Source organism: Pseudomonas sp. LBUM920 (assembly GCF_003852315.1).
Lineage (GTDB): Bacteria > Pseudomonadota > Gammaproteobacteria > Pseudomonadales > Pseudomonadaceae > Aquipseudomonas.
On the sequence record NZ_CP027762.1, the window covers coordinates 6,035,031 to 6,051,867 of the forward strand.

Annotated in this window: 15 protein-coding genes; 7 read left to right on the top strand and 8 right to left on the bottom strand. The window is 61.0% G+C overall.

All coding sequences use genetic code 11. The features are described 5' to 3' along the window. Positions 1 to 203 precede the first annotated feature (203 nt). From C4J83_RS28050 to yccS, 5 genes are all read left to right on the top strand, one after another. Positions 204 to 1,094, top strand: coding sequence for an alpha/beta fold hydrolase (locus C4J83_RS28050; RefSeq protein ID WP_119737528.1), 891 nt, complete (start codon positions 204 to 206; stop codon positions 1,092 to 1,094). 36 nt (positions 1,095 to 1,130) lie between these two features. Then, positions 1,131 to 2,558 carry a multidrug transporter subunit MdtD gene (gene mdtD, locus C4J83_RS28055; RefSeq protein ID WP_119737527.1) on the top strand — a complete coding sequence of 476 codons (1,428 nt, stop codon included), beginning with the start codon at positions 1,131 to 1,133 and terminating at the stop codon, positions 2,556 to 2,558. A gap of 198 nt (positions 2,559 to 2,756) precedes the next feature. Next, positions 2,757 to 4,094: an ATP-dependent RNA helicase DbpA gene (gene dbpA / locus C4J83_RS28060; protein WP_234452441.1), complete on the top strand. Its 1,338-nt coding sequence runs from the start codon at positions 2,757 to 2,759 to the stop codon at positions 4,092 to 4,094. Positions 4,095 to 4,258: 164 nt separating this feature from the next. Beyond that, positions 4,259 to 5,437 carry a BaiN/RdsA family NAD(P)/FAD-dependent oxidoreductase gene (locus tag C4J83_RS28065; RefSeq protein ID WP_106575616.1) on the top strand — a complete coding sequence of 393 codons (1,179 nt, stop codon included), beginning with the start codon at positions 4,259 to 4,261 and terminating at the stop codon, positions 5,435 to 5,437. Positions 5,438 to 5,651: 214 nt separating this feature from the next. Next, entirely contained in the window at positions 5,652 to 7,835 is a 2,184-nt protein-coding gene (gene yccS / locus C4J83_RS28070; protein WP_106575617.1) for a YccS family putative transporter, read from the top strand. A 111-nt stretch (positions 7,836 to 7,946) separates the two neighbouring features. On the opposite strand, the gene C4J83_RS28075 is transcribed toward yccS, so the two are convergent. Continuing rightward, positions 7,947 to 8,684, bottom strand: coding sequence for a substrate-binding periplasmic protein (locus C4J83_RS28075; protein ID WP_106575618.1), 738 nt, complete (start codon positions 8,682 to 8,684; stop codon positions 7,947 to 7,949). 198 nt (positions 8,685 to 8,882) lie between these two features. On the opposite strand from C4J83_RS28075, the gene C4J83_RS28080 reads away from it, so the two are divergent. Next, entirely contained in the window at positions 8,883 to 9,335 is a 453-nt protein-coding gene (locus tag C4J83_RS28080) for a GNAT family N-acetyltransferase (protein ID WP_124418631.1), read from the top strand. Positions 9,336 to 9,449: 114 nt separating this feature from the next. Here C4J83_RS28080 and C4J83_RS28085 read toward each other — a convergent pair whose 3' ends face one another. The 3 genes from C4J83_RS28085 to C4J83_RS28095 are packed head-to-tail and all read right to left on the bottom strand — an operon-like array spanning position 9,450 to position 12,414. Continuing rightward, entirely contained in the window at positions 9,450 to 9,746 is a 297-nt protein-coding gene (locus tag C4J83_RS28085) for a winged helix-turn-helix domain-containing protein (protein WP_106575620.1), read from the bottom strand. 19 nt (positions 9,747 to 9,765) lie between these two features. Next, the gene (locus C4J83_RS28090; protein ID WP_094949103.1) at positions 9,766 to 10,266 is read right to left on the bottom strand and encodes a M48 metallopeptidase family protein; all 501 of its coding nucleotides are present in this window, start codon (positions 10,264 to 10,266) and stop codon (positions 9,766 to 9,768) included. A 42-nt stretch (positions 10,267 to 10,308) separates the two neighbouring features. After that, a complete protein-coding gene (locus tag C4J83_RS28095; protein WP_106575622.1) occupies positions 10,309 to 12,414 on the bottom strand; it encodes a putative bifunctional diguanylate cyclase/phosphodiesterase in 2,106 nt (701 codons plus the stop codon). Between the two features lie 309 nt (positions 12,415 to 12,723). Here C4J83_RS28095 and C4J83_RS28100 point away from each other — a divergent pair, with 309 nt between their 5' ends. Beyond that, on the top strand, positions 12,724 to 13,389 hold the full coding sequence (locus C4J83_RS28100) for a polysaccharide lyase family 7 protein (protein WP_106576070.1): 666 nt from the start codon (positions 12,724 to 12,726) through the stop codon (positions 13,387 to 13,389). A 285-nt stretch (positions 13,390 to 13,674) separates the two neighbouring features. Here C4J83_RS28100 and fba read toward each other — a convergent pair whose 3' ends face one another. From fba to C4J83_RS28120, 4 genes are all read right to left on the bottom strand, one after another. Beyond that, positions 13,675 to 14,739 carry a class II fructose-bisphosphate aldolase gene (gene fba / locus C4J83_RS28105; protein WP_003177554.1) on the bottom strand — a complete coding sequence of 355 codons (1,065 nt, stop codon included), beginning with the start codon at positions 14,737 to 14,739 and terminating at the stop codon, positions 13,675 to 13,677. A 268-nt stretch (positions 14,740 to 15,007) separates the two neighbouring features. After that, on the bottom strand, positions 15,008 to 15,340 hold the full coding sequence (locus C4J83_RS28110) for an MliC family protein (RefSeq protein WP_119737525.1): 333 nt from the start codon (positions 15,338 to 15,340) through the stop codon (positions 15,008 to 15,010). 62 nt (positions 15,341 to 15,402) lie between these two features. Then, positions 15,403 to 15,630 carry a hypothetical protein gene (locus C4J83_RS28115; RefSeq protein WP_106575624.1) on the bottom strand — a complete coding sequence of 76 codons (228 nt, stop codon included), beginning with the start codon at positions 15,628 to 15,630 and terminating at the stop codon, positions 15,403 to 15,405. Positions 15,631 to 15,659: 29 nt separating this feature from the next. Further along, positions 15,660 to 16,823 carry a phosphoglycerate kinase gene (locus tag C4J83_RS28120; RefSeq protein ID WP_106575625.1) on the bottom strand — a complete coding sequence of 388 codons (1,164 nt, stop codon included), beginning with the start codon at positions 16,821 to 16,823 and terminating at the stop codon, positions 15,660 to 15,662. Between the last annotated feature and the right edge of the window lie 14 nt (positions 16,824 to 16,837).

Here is a 16,837-nt window from a genome sequence, read left to right on the forward strand (position 1 = left end):
CTCCCACAGGGGGTTTCGCTGATTTCATACATCACTGCTCCACCCCCTCCTACTGTCATTTCCCTTCTTCGCCGCCCGCGAACACGGCCGGTTGTCGCCCGTAAAAAACCTCGTTATAACGGTTAGTGGCACCCCGCCACTAACCCCACGTGTGCGCACGTGATGCATGACCTTGCCTGGATTGGGCAAGCTGGAGCGTTGACATGGACCATGGAAGTTTTGTCATAGAAGGGCTGTTCAAACACTACAACGTTCACGTTGAGCAGCTCGGTAACGATTCGGAAAAGAAAACCGTCCTGATGGTCAATGGGGCACTGTCCACCACCCGCTCCTTCGCCCGCACCAGCAAATGCCTGGCGGAACACTTCAATGTGCTGCTGTTCGATCTGCCGTTCTCCGGCCTTTCGCGCGAGCACAACAGCAACCTTGACCTGGTCACCAAGGACGACGAAGTCCAAATCCTGCGTGCCCTGGTGGAACGTTTCCAGGTCAGCCACCTGGTGTCGGCCTCCTGGGGCGGCATCTCCACGCTGCTGACCCTGGCGCACAACCCGCCCTCTATCGAAAGCTCGGTGGTGATGGCCCTGGCGCCCAACCTCAACCAGGCCATGCTCGACTATGTGGAGCGCGTGCGCGTGTTGATCGAAGCGGATGACAAGTCCGCCGTCGGTCACCTGCTCAACGAGACGGTCGGCAAATACCTGTCACCCAGGCTCAAGCGCAATAACCATCGGCACCTGTCGAACATGGCCACCACCGAGTACCGCCAGGCGCGCTTTCATATCCACCAGGTGTTGGGGCTGGGCGATGGCAACTACTTGCCAGCGCTCACGCAGATCGAAACACCGGTGCATTTCATCAACGGCGCGCTGGATGAGTACACCCCGGCAGCGGAGGCCCGGCTGTTCAAACAGTATGTGGGCCGCAGCACGTTCGCCGTCGCCGAACACACCGGCCACTTGCTCGACCTTGAATCCCGCGAGGCTGCGCTGGCGGTGCACCGTGCGCTGCTGGATTACCTCGTCGGAGAGCACGCGACATTGTCAGATTTAGACGAACCGCCAGTGGGAAAAGGAGCGACGGATGGCGCATAATCGCCGACACATAGCCTGCTAACAAAAAGGTAGCTCATGCCCAATCGCGCCCCTCTCGACGCCAAGACCGCCCGCTGGCTTCCCTGGGTGGTGGCGATTGCCTTCTTCATGCAGTCGCTGGATGGGACGATTCTCAACACCGCACTGCCGGCCATGGCCCGGGACCTCGCGGAAAACCCGCTGCGCATGCAAGGCGTGGTGATTGCTTACATGCTCACCGTCGCCTTGCTGATCCCGGCCTCGGGTTGGGTCGCCGACCGCTTCGGCACCAAAAAAATCTTCTTTGGCGCGATCATGCTGTTCAGCATTGGCTCGCTGCTGTGTGCCTTGTCCAGCAGCTTGACCATGCTGGTGGGCGCGCGGGTCATCCAGGGCTTGGGCGGCGCGCTGATGCTGCCGGTGGGGCGACTGGTCGTCTTACGCGCTTATCCGCGCTCCGAACTGGTGCGGATCATGGGCTTCATTACCATTCCCGGCCTGCTCGGCCCATTGCTCGGCCCGACCATGGGCGGCTGGATGGTGCAATACCTGACCTGGCACTGGATCTTCCTGATCAACCTGCCGGTGGGCATGATCGGATGCTACGCCGTGTGGAAACTCATCCCCGACTTGCGCGGCAGCGAGCGCACGCGTTTCGACAGCGTGGGGTTCGTGCTGTTTGGCGCGGCGATGGTGCTGATCACCATCGCCATGGAAGGCCTGGGCGAATTGCATTTGCCGCATTTGCGCGTGATGTTGCTGCTGTTCGGCGGGCTGGCGTGCCTGGCGGCGTATTGGCTGCGCGCCGGGCATATCGACAACCCGCTGTTCTCGCCGGTGCTGTTCAAAACGCGCACCTTTGCCGTGGGCATACTCGGCAACCTGTTCGCCCGCCTGGGCAGTGGCGCATTGCCGTTCCTGGTGCCGCTGCTGTTGCAGGTGGCGCTCGGTTACTCGCCGTCCGAAGCCGGGATGAGCATGCTGCCCCTGGCGGCGGCGGCGATGTTTGCCAAGTCCATCGCCCGGCCGCTGATCGAGCGCCTGGGCTACCGCGTGGTGCTGACCGGCAACACCCTGGCGCTGGGCATCATGCTGGCGAGCATGGGCCTGGTCAGCGAGCAGACGCCCTATCCGCTTCTACTGGTAATGCTGGCGGTGCTGGGTGCGATCAACTCCTTGCAGTTCACCGCGATGAACACCGTCACCCTGATCGACCTCGACGACGCCCAGGCCAGCAGCGGCAACAGTTTGCTGTCGGTGGTGGCGCAGTTGTCCCTGAGCCTTGGGGTGGCGTGCGCCGGTGCGCTGCTGGGTGGTTTCACCGCTGAAGTAGGCAACGATGGAGTCGACACCGTGCTCGGCGCGTTCCAATTGACCTTCGTCACCGTGGGCATCATGGCGATGCTGGCGGCGGCGATCTTCCTGCAATTGTCGCCAAAAGACGGCAAACGCGTGGTCAGCCGTGAGCACGACATTGAGCATTAGCAGCAGCCGCAAGCGTCAAGCTGTAAGCCTCAAGCCGGCGGCTTGCAGCGCGTAACTTGCCGCTGCCCGCCTCCCCTCGTCTAGAACTTGCGAGAAAAACCCCGGCGGGCTGCTACACTGCGCGACATTTTGTTTTGCAGAGCCAGTCCCGTGACTACCATCGCCACCGCTTTTAATACTTTGCCGCTCTCCGCCGCCATGCTGGCTAACCTCGACTCGCTGGGTTATGTCGAGATGACGCAGATCCAGGCGCAAAGCTTGCCGGTGATCCTCAAGGGGCTGGACCTGATTGCCCAGGCCAAGACCGGCAGCGGTAAAACCGCCGCCTTCGGCATCGGCCTGTTGAACCCGATCAACCCGCGCTACTTCGGCTGCCAGGCGCTGGTGATGTGCCCGACGCGTGAGCTGGCCGACCAGGTCGCCAAGGAAATCCGTCGCCTGGCGCGCGCCGAAGACAACATCAAGGTGCTGACCCTGTGCGGCGGCGTGTCCCTCGGCCCGCAGATTGCCTCGCTGGAACACGGCGCCCACGTCATTGTCGGCACACCGGGCCGCATCCAGCAGCACCTGCGCAAGGGTTCGCTGGTGCTGGACGGTTTGAACACACTGATTCTCGACGAAGCTGACCGCATGCTCGACATGGGCTTCTACGACGCCATCGAAGACATCATCAGCAAGACCCCGGCGCGCCGCCAGACCCTGCTGTTCTCGGCCACCTACCCGGTGAGCATCAAGCAGCTGGCGTCCAAGTTCATGCGCGCGCCGCAGCAAGTGAAGGCCGAAGCGTTCCACTCCGACGACCAGATCGAACAGCGCTTCTACGAGATCTCGCCAGAAGAGCGCATGGACGCCGTGACCAAGGTGCTGGCGCATTTCCGCCCGGCCTCGTGCGTGGCGTTCTGCTTCACCAAGCAGCAAGTGCAGGAAACCGTGGATCACCTGACGTCCAAAGGCATTTCCGCCGTCGGCCTGCATGGCGACCTGGAACAGCGCGACCGTGACCAGGTACTGGCGATGTTCGCCAACCGCAGCACCTCGGTGCTGGTCGCCACCGACGTGGCCGCGCGTGGCCTGGACATTGACTCGCTGGACATGGTGATCAACGTCGAACTGGCCCGCGACTCGGAAATCCACATTCACCGCGTAGGCCGTACCGGCCGCGCCGGCGAAACCGGCATCGCCATCAGCCTGGTGGCGCCGTCCGAAGCGCACCGCGCCCAGGCCATCGAGCAACTGCAGAAGTCGCCGCTGAACTGGGACCAGCTGGACAACCTCAAGCCACAAAGCGGCGGCCCGTTGCTGCCGCAGATGAGCACCCTGTGCATCGCCGCTGGCCGTAAAGACAAGGTTCGCCCAGGTGACATTCTCGGCGCATTGACCGGTGAAGCCGGGATTCCGGGTGCCCAGGTCGGCAAAATCGCGATCTTTGACTTCCAGGCCTTTGTGGCCGTGGAGCGCGGGATCGCCAAGCAGGCGCTGCAGCGTTTGAACGACGGCAAAATCAAAGGCCGTTCGTTGCGCGTGCGCATCCTGTAAAAACACCGCGTTCCTGTTGTAGGAACCGAATCAATGTGGGAGCCGGGCTTGCCCGCGATGCAGGCAACTCGGTCTGACAGATCGACCGAGTTGATGCCATCGCAGGCAAGCCAGCTCCCACATTTGATTGCATTTCAGATCAATTTTTTTGTGAGGACATTGCTGTGCGCTCGACCGAAGTTGTGATCATTGGCGCCGGCGCCGCAGGCTTGATGTGCGCGCTGACCGCCGCCGGGCGTGGGCGCAAGGTGATGTTGATCGACCACGCGAACAAGGCCGGCAAAAAGATCCTGATGTCCGGCGGTGGCCGCTGCAATTTCACCAACATGTACACCGAGCCGGCCAACTTCCTCTCGCACAACGCGCACTTCTGCAAGTCTGCGCTGGCCCGCTACACCCAGTGGGACTTTATCGGGCTGGTGGCCAAGCATGGCGTGCCGTACCACGAGAAGAAGCTCGGCCAGTTGTTCTGCGATAACAAGTCCAGCGACATCCTCGGCATGCTGCTCGATGAATGCATACAAGCCGGCGTGAGCATGCACCTGGACACGTCGGTTCAGGAAATTGCCAAGCTGGAGGCCGGTTATCAGTTGCAAACCACCCTGGGTGAGTTGCGCTGCGAATCCCTGGTAATCGCCACGGGCGGCCTGTCGATTCCGACCTTGGGCGCTACCGGGTTCGGTTATCAGGTAGCCAAGCAGTTCGGCCATGAACTGCTGCCGACCCGCGCAGGGTTGGTGCCGTTTACCATCACCGACCAGCTCAAGGACTTGTGCGGCGAGCTGTCCGGCACCTCGGTGGACTGCCTGGTCAGCTGCAACGACCAGAGCTTTCGCGAGAACATCCTGTTTACGCACCGCGGCCTGAGCGGGCCGGCGATCTTGCAGATTTCCTCGTACTGGGAAACCGGCGACACGGTCGAAATCAACCTGCTGCCCGACCACGACGCCCACGCCTGGCTGCAACAGCAACAGGTCGAGCGCCCCAACAGCGAGTTGAAAACCCTGCTAGGTGAGATCTTTACCAAGAAGATGGCCAACCTGCTGGCCGACACCTGGTTTGCGTCCAAACCGATGAAGCAGTACACCCACGCCGAAATCGCTGACATCGCGCAAAAGCTGTCGAGCTGGCAACTGGTGCCGGCGGGCACTGAAGGCTATCGCACGGCCGAAGTAACGCTGGGTGGAGTTGATACGCGGGAAGTGTCGTCCAAGACCATGGAATCGCTGAAAAGCCCTGGGCTCTACTTCATCGGCGAAGTGCTGGATGTGACCGGTCACCTGGGCGGGTTCAACTTCCAGTGGGCCTGGGCGTCGGGCTACGCCGCCGCGCAATACGCCTGACGCCGCTTAAACCTTGAAATGCAAAACCCTGTGGGAGCTGGCTTGCCTGCGACAGCGGCGTTGGATTTACCATCGCTATCGCAGGCAAGCCAGCTCCCACATTAGATTTGGGGCGCCTGGAAGTTATTTTGCGCAATTGATGTGATCGCCACGCTTGCCGTGACGTCCTTGATAGCTCAATTTAGCGGCATCGTCCCGGAAGACTCCAGCCTTCATGTCATCGACCTCGTTCAAGCAGTCCATGCGGCGCCTGTGGGCGCTGGATAAATTCAGTTACAGCGTACGGGTGTTCATCGCCCTCACCGGCAGCATGGCGCTGTGCTGGTATCAGGACGAAATGACGCTGCTGATCCCGCTGTTCCTGGGGATTATCGCCAGCGCCCTGGCCGAGACCGATGACAGTTGGCAAGGCCGCCTCAACGCTCTGGCGGTGACGCTGGTGTGTTTCAGCATCGCCGCGCTGTCGGTGGAACTGCTGTTCCCTTACCCGTGGATTTTCGCGATCGCCCTGGCCCTGGCCAGTTTCTGCCTGACCATGCTGGGTGCGCTGGGCGAACGCTATGGCGCGATTGCTTCGGCGACGCTGATCCTGTCGGTGTACACCATGATCGGCGTGGACCAGCGCGGGGGCGCCGTCTCTGATTTCTGGCACGAACCGCTGCTGCTGGTGGCCGGCGCCGCCTGGTATGGCGTGCTCTCGGTGCTGTGGCAGGCACTGTTTTCCAACCAGCCGGTGCAGCAAAGCCTGGCGCGGTTGTTTCGCGAATTGGGGCGCTACCTCAAACTCAAATCATCCTTGTTCGAACCGATCCGCCAGCTGGATGTAGAGGCGCGCCGCCTGGAACTCGCCCAGCAAAACGGGCGCGTTGTAGCAGCGCTGAATGCGGCGAAGGAAATCATCCTGCACCGCGTGGGCAATGGTCGGCCCGGTTCGAAGGTCAGCCGCTACTTGAAGCTGTACTTCCTCGCCCAGGACATCCACGAACGCGCCAGCTCCTCGCACTACCCGTACAACGCCCTGGCCGACGCCTTTTTCCACAGCGACGTGCTGTTCCGCTGTCAGCGCCTGTTGCGCCAGCAAGGCAAAGCCTGCGAAACCCTGGGCGAGTCGATCCAGCTGCGCCAGCCATTCATTTATGACGACAGCTTTGCCGAAGCGCTGGGCGACCTGAATGCCTCGCTGGAACACCTGCGCATCCAGAGCAACCCTGCCTGGCGCGGCCTGCTGCGCTCGTTGCGCGCCCTGGCAGCCAACCTGTCGACCCTTGACCGCCTGCTCGGCGACGCCAGCAACCCCGACGCCCTCGCGGACGCCACCGACAGCAACCTTCTGGACCGTGCGCCACGCAACCTCAAGGAAATGTGGACGCGCCTGCGCACGCAACTGACGCCGACCTCGCTGCTGTTCCGCCATGCCTTGCGCCTGGCCCTGGCGCTGACCATTGGCTACGGCACCCTGCATGCGATTCACGCCTCTCAGGGTTATTGGATCATCCTCACCACCCTGTTCGTGTGCCAGCCCAACTATGGCGCCACCCGGCGCAAACTCGGCCAACGGATCATCGGCACGGCCATCGGCCTGACCGTGGCCTGGGCCCTGTTCGACCTGTTCCCAAGCCCGCTGGTGCAATCGCTGTTCGCCATCGCCGCCGGCCTGGTGTTCTTTATCAACCGCACCACCCGCTACACCCTGGCCACGGCGGCGATCACCTTGATGGTGTTGTTCTGCTTCAACCAGGTGGGTGATGGCTACGGGCTGTTCCTGCCACGGCTGTTCGATACGCTGATTGGCAGCCTGATCGCGGGCCTGGCGGTGTTCCTGTTCCTGCCGGACTGGCAAGGCCGGCGCCTGAACAAGGTGCTGGCCAACACCCTGACCTGCAACAGCATCTACCTGCGCCAGATCATGCAGCAATACGCCGCCGGCAAGAGCGACGACCTGGCCTACCGCCTGGCCCGGCGCAACGCGCACAACGCCGATGCGGCGCTGTCCACCACGCTGGCGAACATGCTGATGGAGCCTGGGCACTTTCGCAAAGAGGCTGACGTAGGCTTCCGCTTTTTGGTGCTGTCGCACACCTTGCTCAGCTACCTGTCGGGGCTGGGCGCACACCGGGAAACCCAGCTGCCGGCCGAAGTGCGTGAGCACTTGATCGACGGCGCCGGCAACAGCCTGGCAGCGAGCATCGACGAGATCGCCACGGGGCTGGCCAACAAGCAGCCGATCGCGATTCAAAGCGACGCCGAAGAAGCCCTGGCGGCGGACCTGGAGCAGATGCCGGATGAGATCGATGAGGGGCAGCGGTTGGTGCAGACACAATTGGCGTTGATCTGCCGGCAGCTGGGGCCGTTGCGCACGCTGGCGGCGCACCTGATCAAGGACACCCGCGCGGCTTAGGCCGCCTTCGCGAGCAAGCCCGCTGCCACACTCGACCGCATTACAAAGGATGTGCGCGGTTAAATGTGGGAGCGGGCTTGCTCGCGAAGAGGCCCGCAAGAACACTACAAACTACATCCCATGCGCCTTCATCAACCGCGCATAACTGCCATCGACCTTCATCTTGGCAATCTCGCGGTCGAAACCGGCAATGATCTGCGCATGCTCGGGGTTCTTCAGGCTGACCAGAATATGCAGGCTGTTTTCACTCAACGGCTGGGGTAAAAACTCCACCGTATTGCGCACACGCGGCGACTCGCGTGCCAGGTAATAGCGGGCGACATACTCGTCTTCCAGCGTCAGCCTCACGCGTTGCGCCGCGAGCATGCGCACGGCCATGGCGAAGTTATGCACCGGTACTTTCTGCAACTGCGCATCCTGGTCGAACGCCGCCGAATAGGCATACCCGCGCACCACGGCGATGGGCTCACCGTGCAGCTGTTCCAGGTTCTGATAGTCGATGGGGTCGTCTCGGCGCTTGATAAACCGCACGCGGTTGAGCAGGTATTCAGCGGAAAACTGCCCAAGCTGCGTGCGCGCCTCGTCGTACCAGGCATTGACCAACACGTCATAGCGGCCATCACCCACGCCCATCAACGCCCGCGCCCAAGGTACTTGCTCAAAATCACTGGCGTAGCCGGCGCGCGCCAGGGCCGTGCTGACAATGTCGGTGGCCAGCCCACCGTTGATCAATGTCGAATCGGTAAACGGTGGCCAGGCATCCGCTACCAAACGCAGACGTTGTGCGACCGCTGGCGTGGCCAGCAACAACACTCCTATCAAAGCAACGGCACGAGAAAATCGCGGCATGCTTAAAGTCCTTGGCGGGCAGGCAGTGGCCTGATAACAGTAGCTCATCAATGAGCCTGCATTGCAGATTACACAAAGAACCGGGCCGCGCTCGCACTGAATGATGGCAAATTGACGCCATTCACAAAAATGCTGAATTTAGACAGTCGTGACCGTCACGCTTACTATCGGCAACAGCCATTAACAAGAGAACACACCATGACGGTTAATTGGGTCTGCAAACACCAGGAAGACTTGGGCAAGGACCAGCTGTACGCCCTTCTGCGCTTGCGCAGCGAGGTCTTTGTTGTTGAACAGCAGTGCGTGTATCCGGACCTCGACGGGCAGGACCTTTCGGGTGATACCCACCACCTGATGGCCTGGAAAGACGACGAGCTGGTGGCCTACCTGCGCCTGCTGGACCCGGAGTCCCAGGGCGGTGATGTGGTGATCGGCCGAGTGATCGTCGCGCCAGTGGCACGCGGCACCGGGCTGGGCCATCAAATGATGGAAGAAGCCCTCAAGCGCATTGACGACATCTGGCCTGAAACGCCGATTTTTCTGTCAGCCCAGGCGCATTTGCAGGGGTATTACGGGCGGTACGGGTTTGTGGCGGAGGGTGAGGAATACCTGGAAGATGATATTGCGCACATTGGCATGCGGCGTCAGTGAGAGCGCCATCGCAGGCAAGCCAGCGCCCACATTTAACCGTGTTCACCCTTTGAAACGCGGTCGAATGTGGGAGCGGGCTTGCTCGCGAAGGCGTCAGCGCAATAATCGCCACATTCAGGGATAACCCAACACCTGCTTGATCGCCCCCAGATTCGCCTCGATCCACTTGCGGTCGATCGCCCCCCAGCTACGAATCCGGTAGCGCCCGGCATGATTGCGCGCGCCGTCTTCCTGCTCGAACTCACACAGAATATCCAGGTCGGCCAATGCCGCAATCGTGTCCTGTGCCGTGCGCCGCGGCATGCCGGTGGCGTCGGTCAACGCCGGGACGCTGCTGGCCAGCCCGCTGTCGATCAGGTACGCCACGTACAGGCGGCGATAGAAACTGCTTTTGGTCTTGCTCACGTCCATGCTTGGTCGCCTGGTGAGGTTAGGGCTTGCCCTGCAAGTCGCGATACGTGAGGTACACCCGCAGGTCGAATTCCACCTGATGGTAGCCGGGCATCATGTATTCGCAGAGTTTATAGAACGCCTTGTTGTGGTCCGATTCCTTGAAGTGCGCCAGTTCGTGCACAACGATCATGCGCAGAAATTCCGGCGCCGCCTCTTTGAACAACGCCGCGATGCGAATCTCTTTCTTGGATTTGAGATTGCCGCCCTGCACCCGTGAAATCGTGGTGTGCAGGCCCAGGGCGCGGTGGGTCAGGTCCAGGCGGTTGTCGAACAGCACTTTGTCGATGGCCGGCGCGTTACGCAGGTGTTCCTGCTTCAAGGCCAGGGCATAGCTGTACAACGCCTTATCACTTTGCACCGCATGGCGCTCGGGGTAGCGTTGCTCCAGGTAGGCGCCCAACTGATCCTTGGCGATCATCTGGCGCACTTGCTCCTGGAGCGCTGCGGGGTAAGCCTGGAGGTATTTCAGCGCGGTCATGGGGTCTGCAACAGGGTTCGAATGGGCGCCAGTGTAGCGAATCTAAAGCAGACGGGGGTGAGACCAATCGGCCACTTCCTCAGCAATCAAGGGCTGGGCCGCCCATGGGCCTTGGACGAACGAGCAACCATTGGCCTTCAGCCATTGCGCCTGTTCGAGTGTTTCCACGCCCTCGGCGATCACTAACACATCAAAATGCCCGCACAACTGGATGATGCTGCGCGCCATCGCGGCGTCCCGCACCGAACCCGGCAGACGCGCCACCAATTGCGGGTCCAGCTTCAACGTATCGAACTCCAGGTCACGCAGATGGGCCAGCGAACACTGGCCTAACCCGAAGTCATCCAGGGCGATACGCACGCCGATCCGCCGCAACAACTTGAGCTGCTTGTTGGTTTCATCAAGGTTGCTCATCAGGCTGTCTTCACTGATTTCCACCTCCAGCTGCCGCGCCTGCAACCCATGTCGCTCGAGGACCTGCTGCAGTTGGCCGGCCAAGTTGGGCATGTTGAACTGACTGCTGCTCAGGCTCACGCTCAGCACCAGTTCTTCATCGAAGCTGGTTTGCCAGGCCTGACGTTGGGCGGCGACCTGCTGGTAGATCCAGGCGCTCAACTGGCTGATCAGCCGCGCCTCTTCAAGCAACGGCAAAAACAAGCCCGGCGGCACATCGCCGACGCTCGGGTGCTGCCAGCGCAACAACGCTTCGACGCCACGCAAGCGCCCGTCCTCCAGCGAGACCTGGGGCTGGTACACCAAGGTGAAATCCTTGTTTTGAATCGCGGTACGCACGCTGTCTTCAAGCATCAGACGCGAGCGGGCGCGGCCGTTCATTTCCTGATCGTAATAGCGATATTGCTGACGCCCCGCACGCTTGGCTTCATACATGGCGATGTCGGCCGCGCGCAGCAGGCCATTGAGGTCCGAGCCGCAGTCCGGGAAGGTCGCAATGCCAATGCTGACGCCAAGCATCACATCCAAACCGTCGACCTGCTGACACACCGACACGCGTTCGATCAGTTTTTCCGAAATCTTCGCCGCCTGTTCCGGGAATTCCAGCTCCACCAATGCGGTGAACTCATCCCCGCCCATGCGCCCAAGAATGTCGTAGGAACGCAGACACGCCTGCATTTGCTCGGAAACCCAGCGCAGCACCCGGTCTCCCGCGTCGTGGCCCAACGAATCGTTGACCCGCTTGAAGCCGTCGAGGTCCAGGTAGAGCAGCACCAGCGATTGCTCGGTTCGCTCGCTGCGCAGCAACGTGTTTTCCACTGCCTGGTGGAAGCCGCGCCGGTTCAGCAGGCCGGTCAACGGGTCGGTCACCGCCTGGAACTCCAACTGCTGGTGCAGATGGCGCACCTCGGACATGTCCAGCACCGTCACGACCATGGCCTTCTGCTCGGCGGGTAACGGCGCGCAGGACAACGCCACCGGCACCTGCTGGCCGCGACTGGTGCGCAAAATGGCGTCGTGCTGGCGCCATGTCTCACCTTTGCGATACGCCTCGTACATCGCGAACCCCAGCCAGGCCGGCACATGGGGCTTTTGCAGGAAGCTCAAAAAGCTTTCGCCCTGCAACTCGGCCATCGTCGCATTCAGCAGCCGCGAAATGGCCGGGTTGGCGTACTGGATCACACTGCCCTCGCCCACCACCAGAATGCCCTCGGCGGCGTTGTCGAGCACCGAGGCGTTAAAGGCGCGCGCGGACTCCAGGTCATGGCTCAGGCGCTGCAAGGCACGGCGGTTGCGCTGGTGTTCCAGCAACGCCTGCACCTTGGGCTTGAGAATGTGGGGGTCGAAGGGTTTGAACAGGTAATCAATGGCGCCGCTGGCATAGCCTTCCAATACAGAGGCAGGCGACTGGGCATGGGCGGTCAGGAAGATAATTGGCGTCATGCGCGTGCGTTGGCTGCCACGCATCAGGCGCGCAACCTCAAAGCCATCCATGCCGGGCATGCGCACATCCAGCAAGACCAGGTCGACTTCGTGCGCGAGCAGTAACTCCAACGCCTCCAGCCCGGAAGCCGCGGTCATCACGTGCCAATCTTCACGCTGCAAAAGCGCACGCATGCTGATGAGGTTTTCCGGGTAGTCATCAACCACCAGAAGAACCGAACTACCATCGCCGGGGTGTGGAGCGCAATCCATGCTACGTCTCTTCCTTGAAGGGCTGTACCGGTCACTTCTGATATAAAAACCGGACAAACACTGAGGCCTCACTCTAGCCCCGGTTCTAAAAAAGCAGAAGTGACGCGGGTGCCATCATTGCGCCAAAGCTCAGGAAGCCGACTAACGGTCAAGCGCTACAGCCCACGCCCCACGGGAAACATGGCTTTTTGGCACTCCTCTGACGCCAATAAATTGCCAGCAATTGTTTAACAACCGGACGATCACCGCCTATAAAGAACGTGAATGGCCCCCGGGCCAAAGCCTCACCTCTGTAAAAAGGCCAACACCATGATCGACCTTTCCACCTGGAACCTGAGCATTCCGGTCGGCTCGCCGCCCACGACCATCGACACTCCGAAACTGCTTAGCGGCTTCAAGGACCAATATTTCCAGGCCGAAGGCAGCGACGTGCAATTCTGGACACCCGTGACCGGCACGCGCACAGAAAACGCCGTCTACCCGCGCAGCGAATTGCGCGAAACCTATGCCGACGGGCGTCTGCGTAACTGGACTTACCCCGACGCCGACAATTTTCTGCGCGCCACCCTGGCCGTCAACCAGGTGCCCTCGAGCGGCAAAGTAGTCATCGGTCAGATCCACGCCTATGACAGCCAGAAACCCCTGATCAAGCTCGAATATCAATTCAAGGAAAAAACCCAGACCGGCAACATTGTCGCCAAAGTGCGCATGCGCCCGGACGAGGATGAAGGCCGCGTGATTATCGTGGCCTCCAATGTGCCGCTGGAGAAGAGTTTCACCTACGTGATCAACCTCAATAAAGCCGGGCTGCTGACCGTCGAGGCCGCTGACGGCCAGTGGAATGAGCGCATTGGTGCCGCGTGGGGCGCCAAACCGCTGTATTTCAAGGCGGGCGCGTATGTGCAGGACAACAGTGGCAACAGCAAGGAAGGCGCACGGGTGACGTTTGCCAAGCTGGATATTGATCACGAATGAGTGCCGCCTGATTTCAAGCAGGCCTGGCCCTACGACTCCACGGATTATTCGCGTTTAAACACGCCGCTGATCCCTGTGGGAGCCGGGCTTGCCCGCCATGGCGGACTGTCAGCCAACCCATTCGGTCACTGACACGCCGCGTCGCGGGCAAGCCCGGCACCCACAGGCAATCTCCATTGGCAGGGCAACCCTGCGGCGAATCAGCTCGGCGCAACGCACAAGGGTCAAATCCCGGCCACAAAAAAACCCGCATCGCTGCGGGCTTTTTGTTTAAACGCCTGAGGCTCAGTTCACCTTGGCGTTCAACTCACCTTTCAGGTAACGCTGGTACATCGCTTCCAGGGAGATCGGCTTGATCTTCGAAGCATTACCGGCCGTACCGAACGCTTCGTAACGAGCGATACACACGTCACGCATCGCGGTCACAGTGGCACCGAAGAATTTACGCGGGTCAAATTCGCTCGGGTTGGTGGCCATCAGGCGACGCATCGCACCGGTGGATGCCAGGCGCAGGTCGGTGTCGATGTTGACCTTGCGCACGCCGTACTTGATGCCTTCGACGATTTCTTCAACCGGCACGCCGTAGGTTTCTTTGATGTCGCCACCGTACTGGTTGATGATCGCCAGCCACTCTTGCGGTACCGAGGAAGAACCGTGCATCACCAGGTGGGTGTTAGGGATGCGTTTGTGGATTTCCTTGATGCGGTCGATCGCCAGCACGTCGCCGGTAGGCGGCTTGGTGAACTTGTAAGCGCCGTGGCTGGTGCCGATGGCGATGGCCAGGGCATCCACTTGGGTCTTTTTCACGAAGTCAGCGGCTTCTTCCGGGTCGGTCAGCATCTGGCTGTGATCCAGCACGCCTTCAGCGCCGATGCCGTCTTCTTCGCCGGCCATGCCGGTTTCCAACGAACCCAGGCAGCCCAGCTCGCCTTCAACCGAAACGCCGCAGGCGTGAGCCATGGCCACGGTTTGTTGGGTCACGCGTACGTTGTACTCGTAGTCGGTTGGGGTCTTGCCGTCTTCGCCGAGGGAGCCGTCCATCATCACCGAGCTGAAGCCCAGTTGGATGGAGCGCTGGCACACGTCAGGGCTGGTGCCGTGGTCCTGGTGCATGCACACCGGGATGTGCGGGAATTCTTCGATGGCGGCCAGGATCAGGTGACGCAGGAAAGGGGCACCGGCGTATTTGCGGGCACCGGCCGAAGCCTGAACGATCACTGGGGAGTCGGTCTTGTCAGCGGCTTCCATGATGGCGCGCATCTGCTCAAGGTTGTTGACGTTAAAGGCTGGGACGCCGTAGCCGAACTCGGCTGCGTGGTCCAGCATTTGACGCATGCTGATAAGTGCCATTGTGTTGTCTCTCCCGATCGTGGGTCGTTAATCGTGCAAGCCTGCCGTAGCGGCGGCTGCTATTCAAGTTATTGCAGATCAAGGGGTTAAAGCTTGGACTGCTGAATCGTTATTGCAGTGACGGACCTGACACAAGCTCCAATTTGAAACCCGATCAATGTGAGAGCTGGCTTGCCTGCGATGGCGATTTGTCTGTCGACATCTTCGGTAACTGACCCACCGTCATCGCGGGCAAGCCCACTCCCACATTTGATTTTCATTGGGCTCACTACTGGGCCTTGCAGCCTCGCCCAATCAAATCATCGGTGGCGACCCAGTAAATCAGGCCTTCCTCACCTTTTTGGTGAAACGCCAACTGGTCGTTGCTGTACAGCACGCCCGAGGCAGCAACGTCCTGTTTAAGACGATAAACCTGGTCGGAACCGCCGAGGCGTACATCCACCTCGGAACGCGCCTGGTTGGCAAAGCGCCAGTTGACCTCGGCCTTGCTGTCGCACGTCCAGGTGGTCCACTTGTCGGCCGGCTCTGCCTTGTTGAACATGTTCATGCTGCTGCAGCCGGCCAACAAGGCCAGGGCTGCCAGGGCGAAAACGCCTTTCATTGCCAATCCTCGAACGGCGACCCAAAAGGTCGCCAAAGCTGTCGGTTAGTTGATCAGACCCGTCAAGGGCAACCCTGTTCCTGACCGTTGGGCGCGGCGTCGTATTGCTCAAGCCGCTCGTTGCCGATGCGCTTGTTGATCACCGGCATGGTTTCGGCTTGCCAGTCAGCCTGGTAGCAGCTCTTTTTCTGCGTAGGCGCAGGCTCTGCAGCGGCAGGCTTCGCGCTTGGCGTGCTGCCGCAGCCGGCCAACAGGCCCGCTGCGATCACCAGTGCCAACGACTTGATCATGGGAATACTCCTTTTCCGGATCACGAGCCTTAGCCTTTGGCTCGAGTTTCCAGCACTTCAACGGCCGGCAGCACTTTGCCTTCGACGAATTCGAGGAACGCGCCGCCACCGGTAGAAATGTAGGAGATCTGGTCAGCAACGCCATATTTATCGATGGCCGCCAAGGTATCGCCACCGCCGGCGATGGAGAATGCCGAGCTTTCAGCAATGGCGTGGGCCAGTACTTTGGTGCCGTTGCCGAACTGGTCGAACTCGAACACGCCGACCGGGCCGTTCCACAAAATGGTCTTGGACGACTTCAGCAGTTCAGCGAAGTTGGCTGCGGTTTGCGGGCCGATGTCCAGGATCATGTCGTCGGCGGCCACGTCAGCGATGAGCTTGACGGTGGCTTCGGCGCTTTCAGCGAATTCCTTGGCCACGACTACGTCCACCGGCAGCGGCACGCTGACTTTGGCCGCGATGGCGCGCGCGGTGTCGAGCAGGTCCGGCTCGTACAGGGACTTGCCCACCGGGTGGCCGGCTGCGGCCAGGAAGGTGTTGGCAATGCCGCCGCCGACGATCAACTGGTTGCAGATCTGGCTCAGGCTGTTGAGCACGTCGAGCTTGGTGGAGACTTTGGAACCGGCCACGATGGCCGCCATTGGCTGCGCCGGAGCGCCCAGGGCCTTGCCCAGTGCATCCAGTTCTGCGGCCAGCAGCGGGCCGGCGGCGGCGACTTTGGCGAACTTGGCCACGCCATGGGTCGAACCCTCGGCGCGGTGCGCGGTGCCGAAGGCGTCCATCACGAACACGTCGCACAGGGCCGCGTATTGCTGGGCCAGTTCGTCGCTGTTCTTTTTCTCGCCTTTGTTGAAGCGCACGTTTTCGAACAGCACGATGTCGCCTGGCTTGACGTCAACGCCGCCCAGGTAGTCAGCCACCAGCGGCACGTCGCGGCCCAGGGCCTTGCTCAGGTAGTCGGCTACCGGCTTGAGGCTGTTTTCGGCGGAGAACTCACCTTCGGTCGGACGACCCAGGTGGGAGCAGACCATCACGGCCGCGCCTTTTTCCAGGGCCAGCTTGATGGTCGGCAGCGAGGCCAGGATTCGCGCATCGCTGGTGACAACACCGTCCTTGACTGGGACGTTGAGGTCTTCGCGAATCAGTACGCGCTTACCTTGCAGATCGAGGTCGGTCATCTTCAACACGGTCATGGGTCGCAGTTCCT

Excerpts from the sequence above, each read along its gene's own strand:
- C4J83_RS28085 (WP_106575620.1), bottom strand. The coding sequence starts at position 9,746 with ATGGACGTGAGCAAGACCAAAAGCAGTTTCTATCGCCGCCTGTACGTG.
- dbpA (WP_234452441.1), top strand. The coding sequence starts at position 2,757 with ATGCTGGCTAACCTCGACTCGCTGGGTTATGTCGAGATGACGCAGATC.
- C4J83_RS28110 (WP_119737525.1), bottom strand. The coding sequence starts at position 15,340 with ATGAAAGGCGTTTTCGCCCTGGCAGCCCTGGCCTTGTTGGCCGGCTGC.
- C4J83_RS28075 (WP_106575618.1), bottom strand. The coding sequence starts at position 8,684 with ATGCCGCGATTTTCTCGTGCCGTTGCTTTGATAGGAGTGTTGTTGCTG.
- C4J83_RS28080 (WP_124418631.1), top strand. The coding sequence starts at position 8,883 with ATGACGGTTAATTGGGTCTGCAAACACCAGGAAGACTTGGGCAAGGAC.
- fba (WP_003177554.1), bottom strand. The coding sequence starts at position 14,739 with ATGGCACTTATCAGCATGCGTCAAATGCTGGACCACGCAGCCGAGTTC.
- C4J83_RS28120 (WP_106575625.1), bottom strand. The coding sequence starts at position 16,823 with ATGACCGTGTTGAAGATGACCGACCTCGATCTGCAAGGTAAGCGCGTA.
- C4J83_RS28090 (WP_094949103.1), bottom strand. The coding sequence starts at position 10,266 with ATGACCGCGCTGAAATACCTCCAGGCTTACCCCGCAGCGCTCCAGGAG.
- C4J83_RS28095 (WP_106575622.1), bottom strand. The coding sequence starts at position 12,414 with ATGGATTGCGCTCCACACCCCGGCGATGGTAGTTCGGTTCTTCTGGTG.
- C4J83_RS28050 (WP_119737528.1), top strand. The coding sequence starts at position 204 with ATGGACCATGGAAGTTTTGTCATAGAAGGGCTGTTCAAACACTACAAC.
- mdtD (WP_119737527.1), top strand. The coding sequence starts at position 1,131 with ATGCCCAATCGCGCCCCTCTCGACGCCAAGACCGCCCGCTGGCTTCCC.
- C4J83_RS28100 (WP_106576070.1), top strand. The coding sequence starts at position 12,724 with ATGATCGACCTTTCCACCTGGAACCTGAGCATTCCGGTCGGCTCGCCG.
- C4J83_RS28115 (WP_106575624.1), bottom strand. The coding sequence starts at position 15,630 with ATGATCAAGTCGTTGGCACTGGTGATCGCAGCGGGCCTGTTGGCCGGC.
- yccS (WP_106575617.1), top strand. The coding sequence starts at position 5,652 with ATGTCATCGACCTCGTTCAAGCAGTCCATGCGGCGCCTGTGGGCGCTG.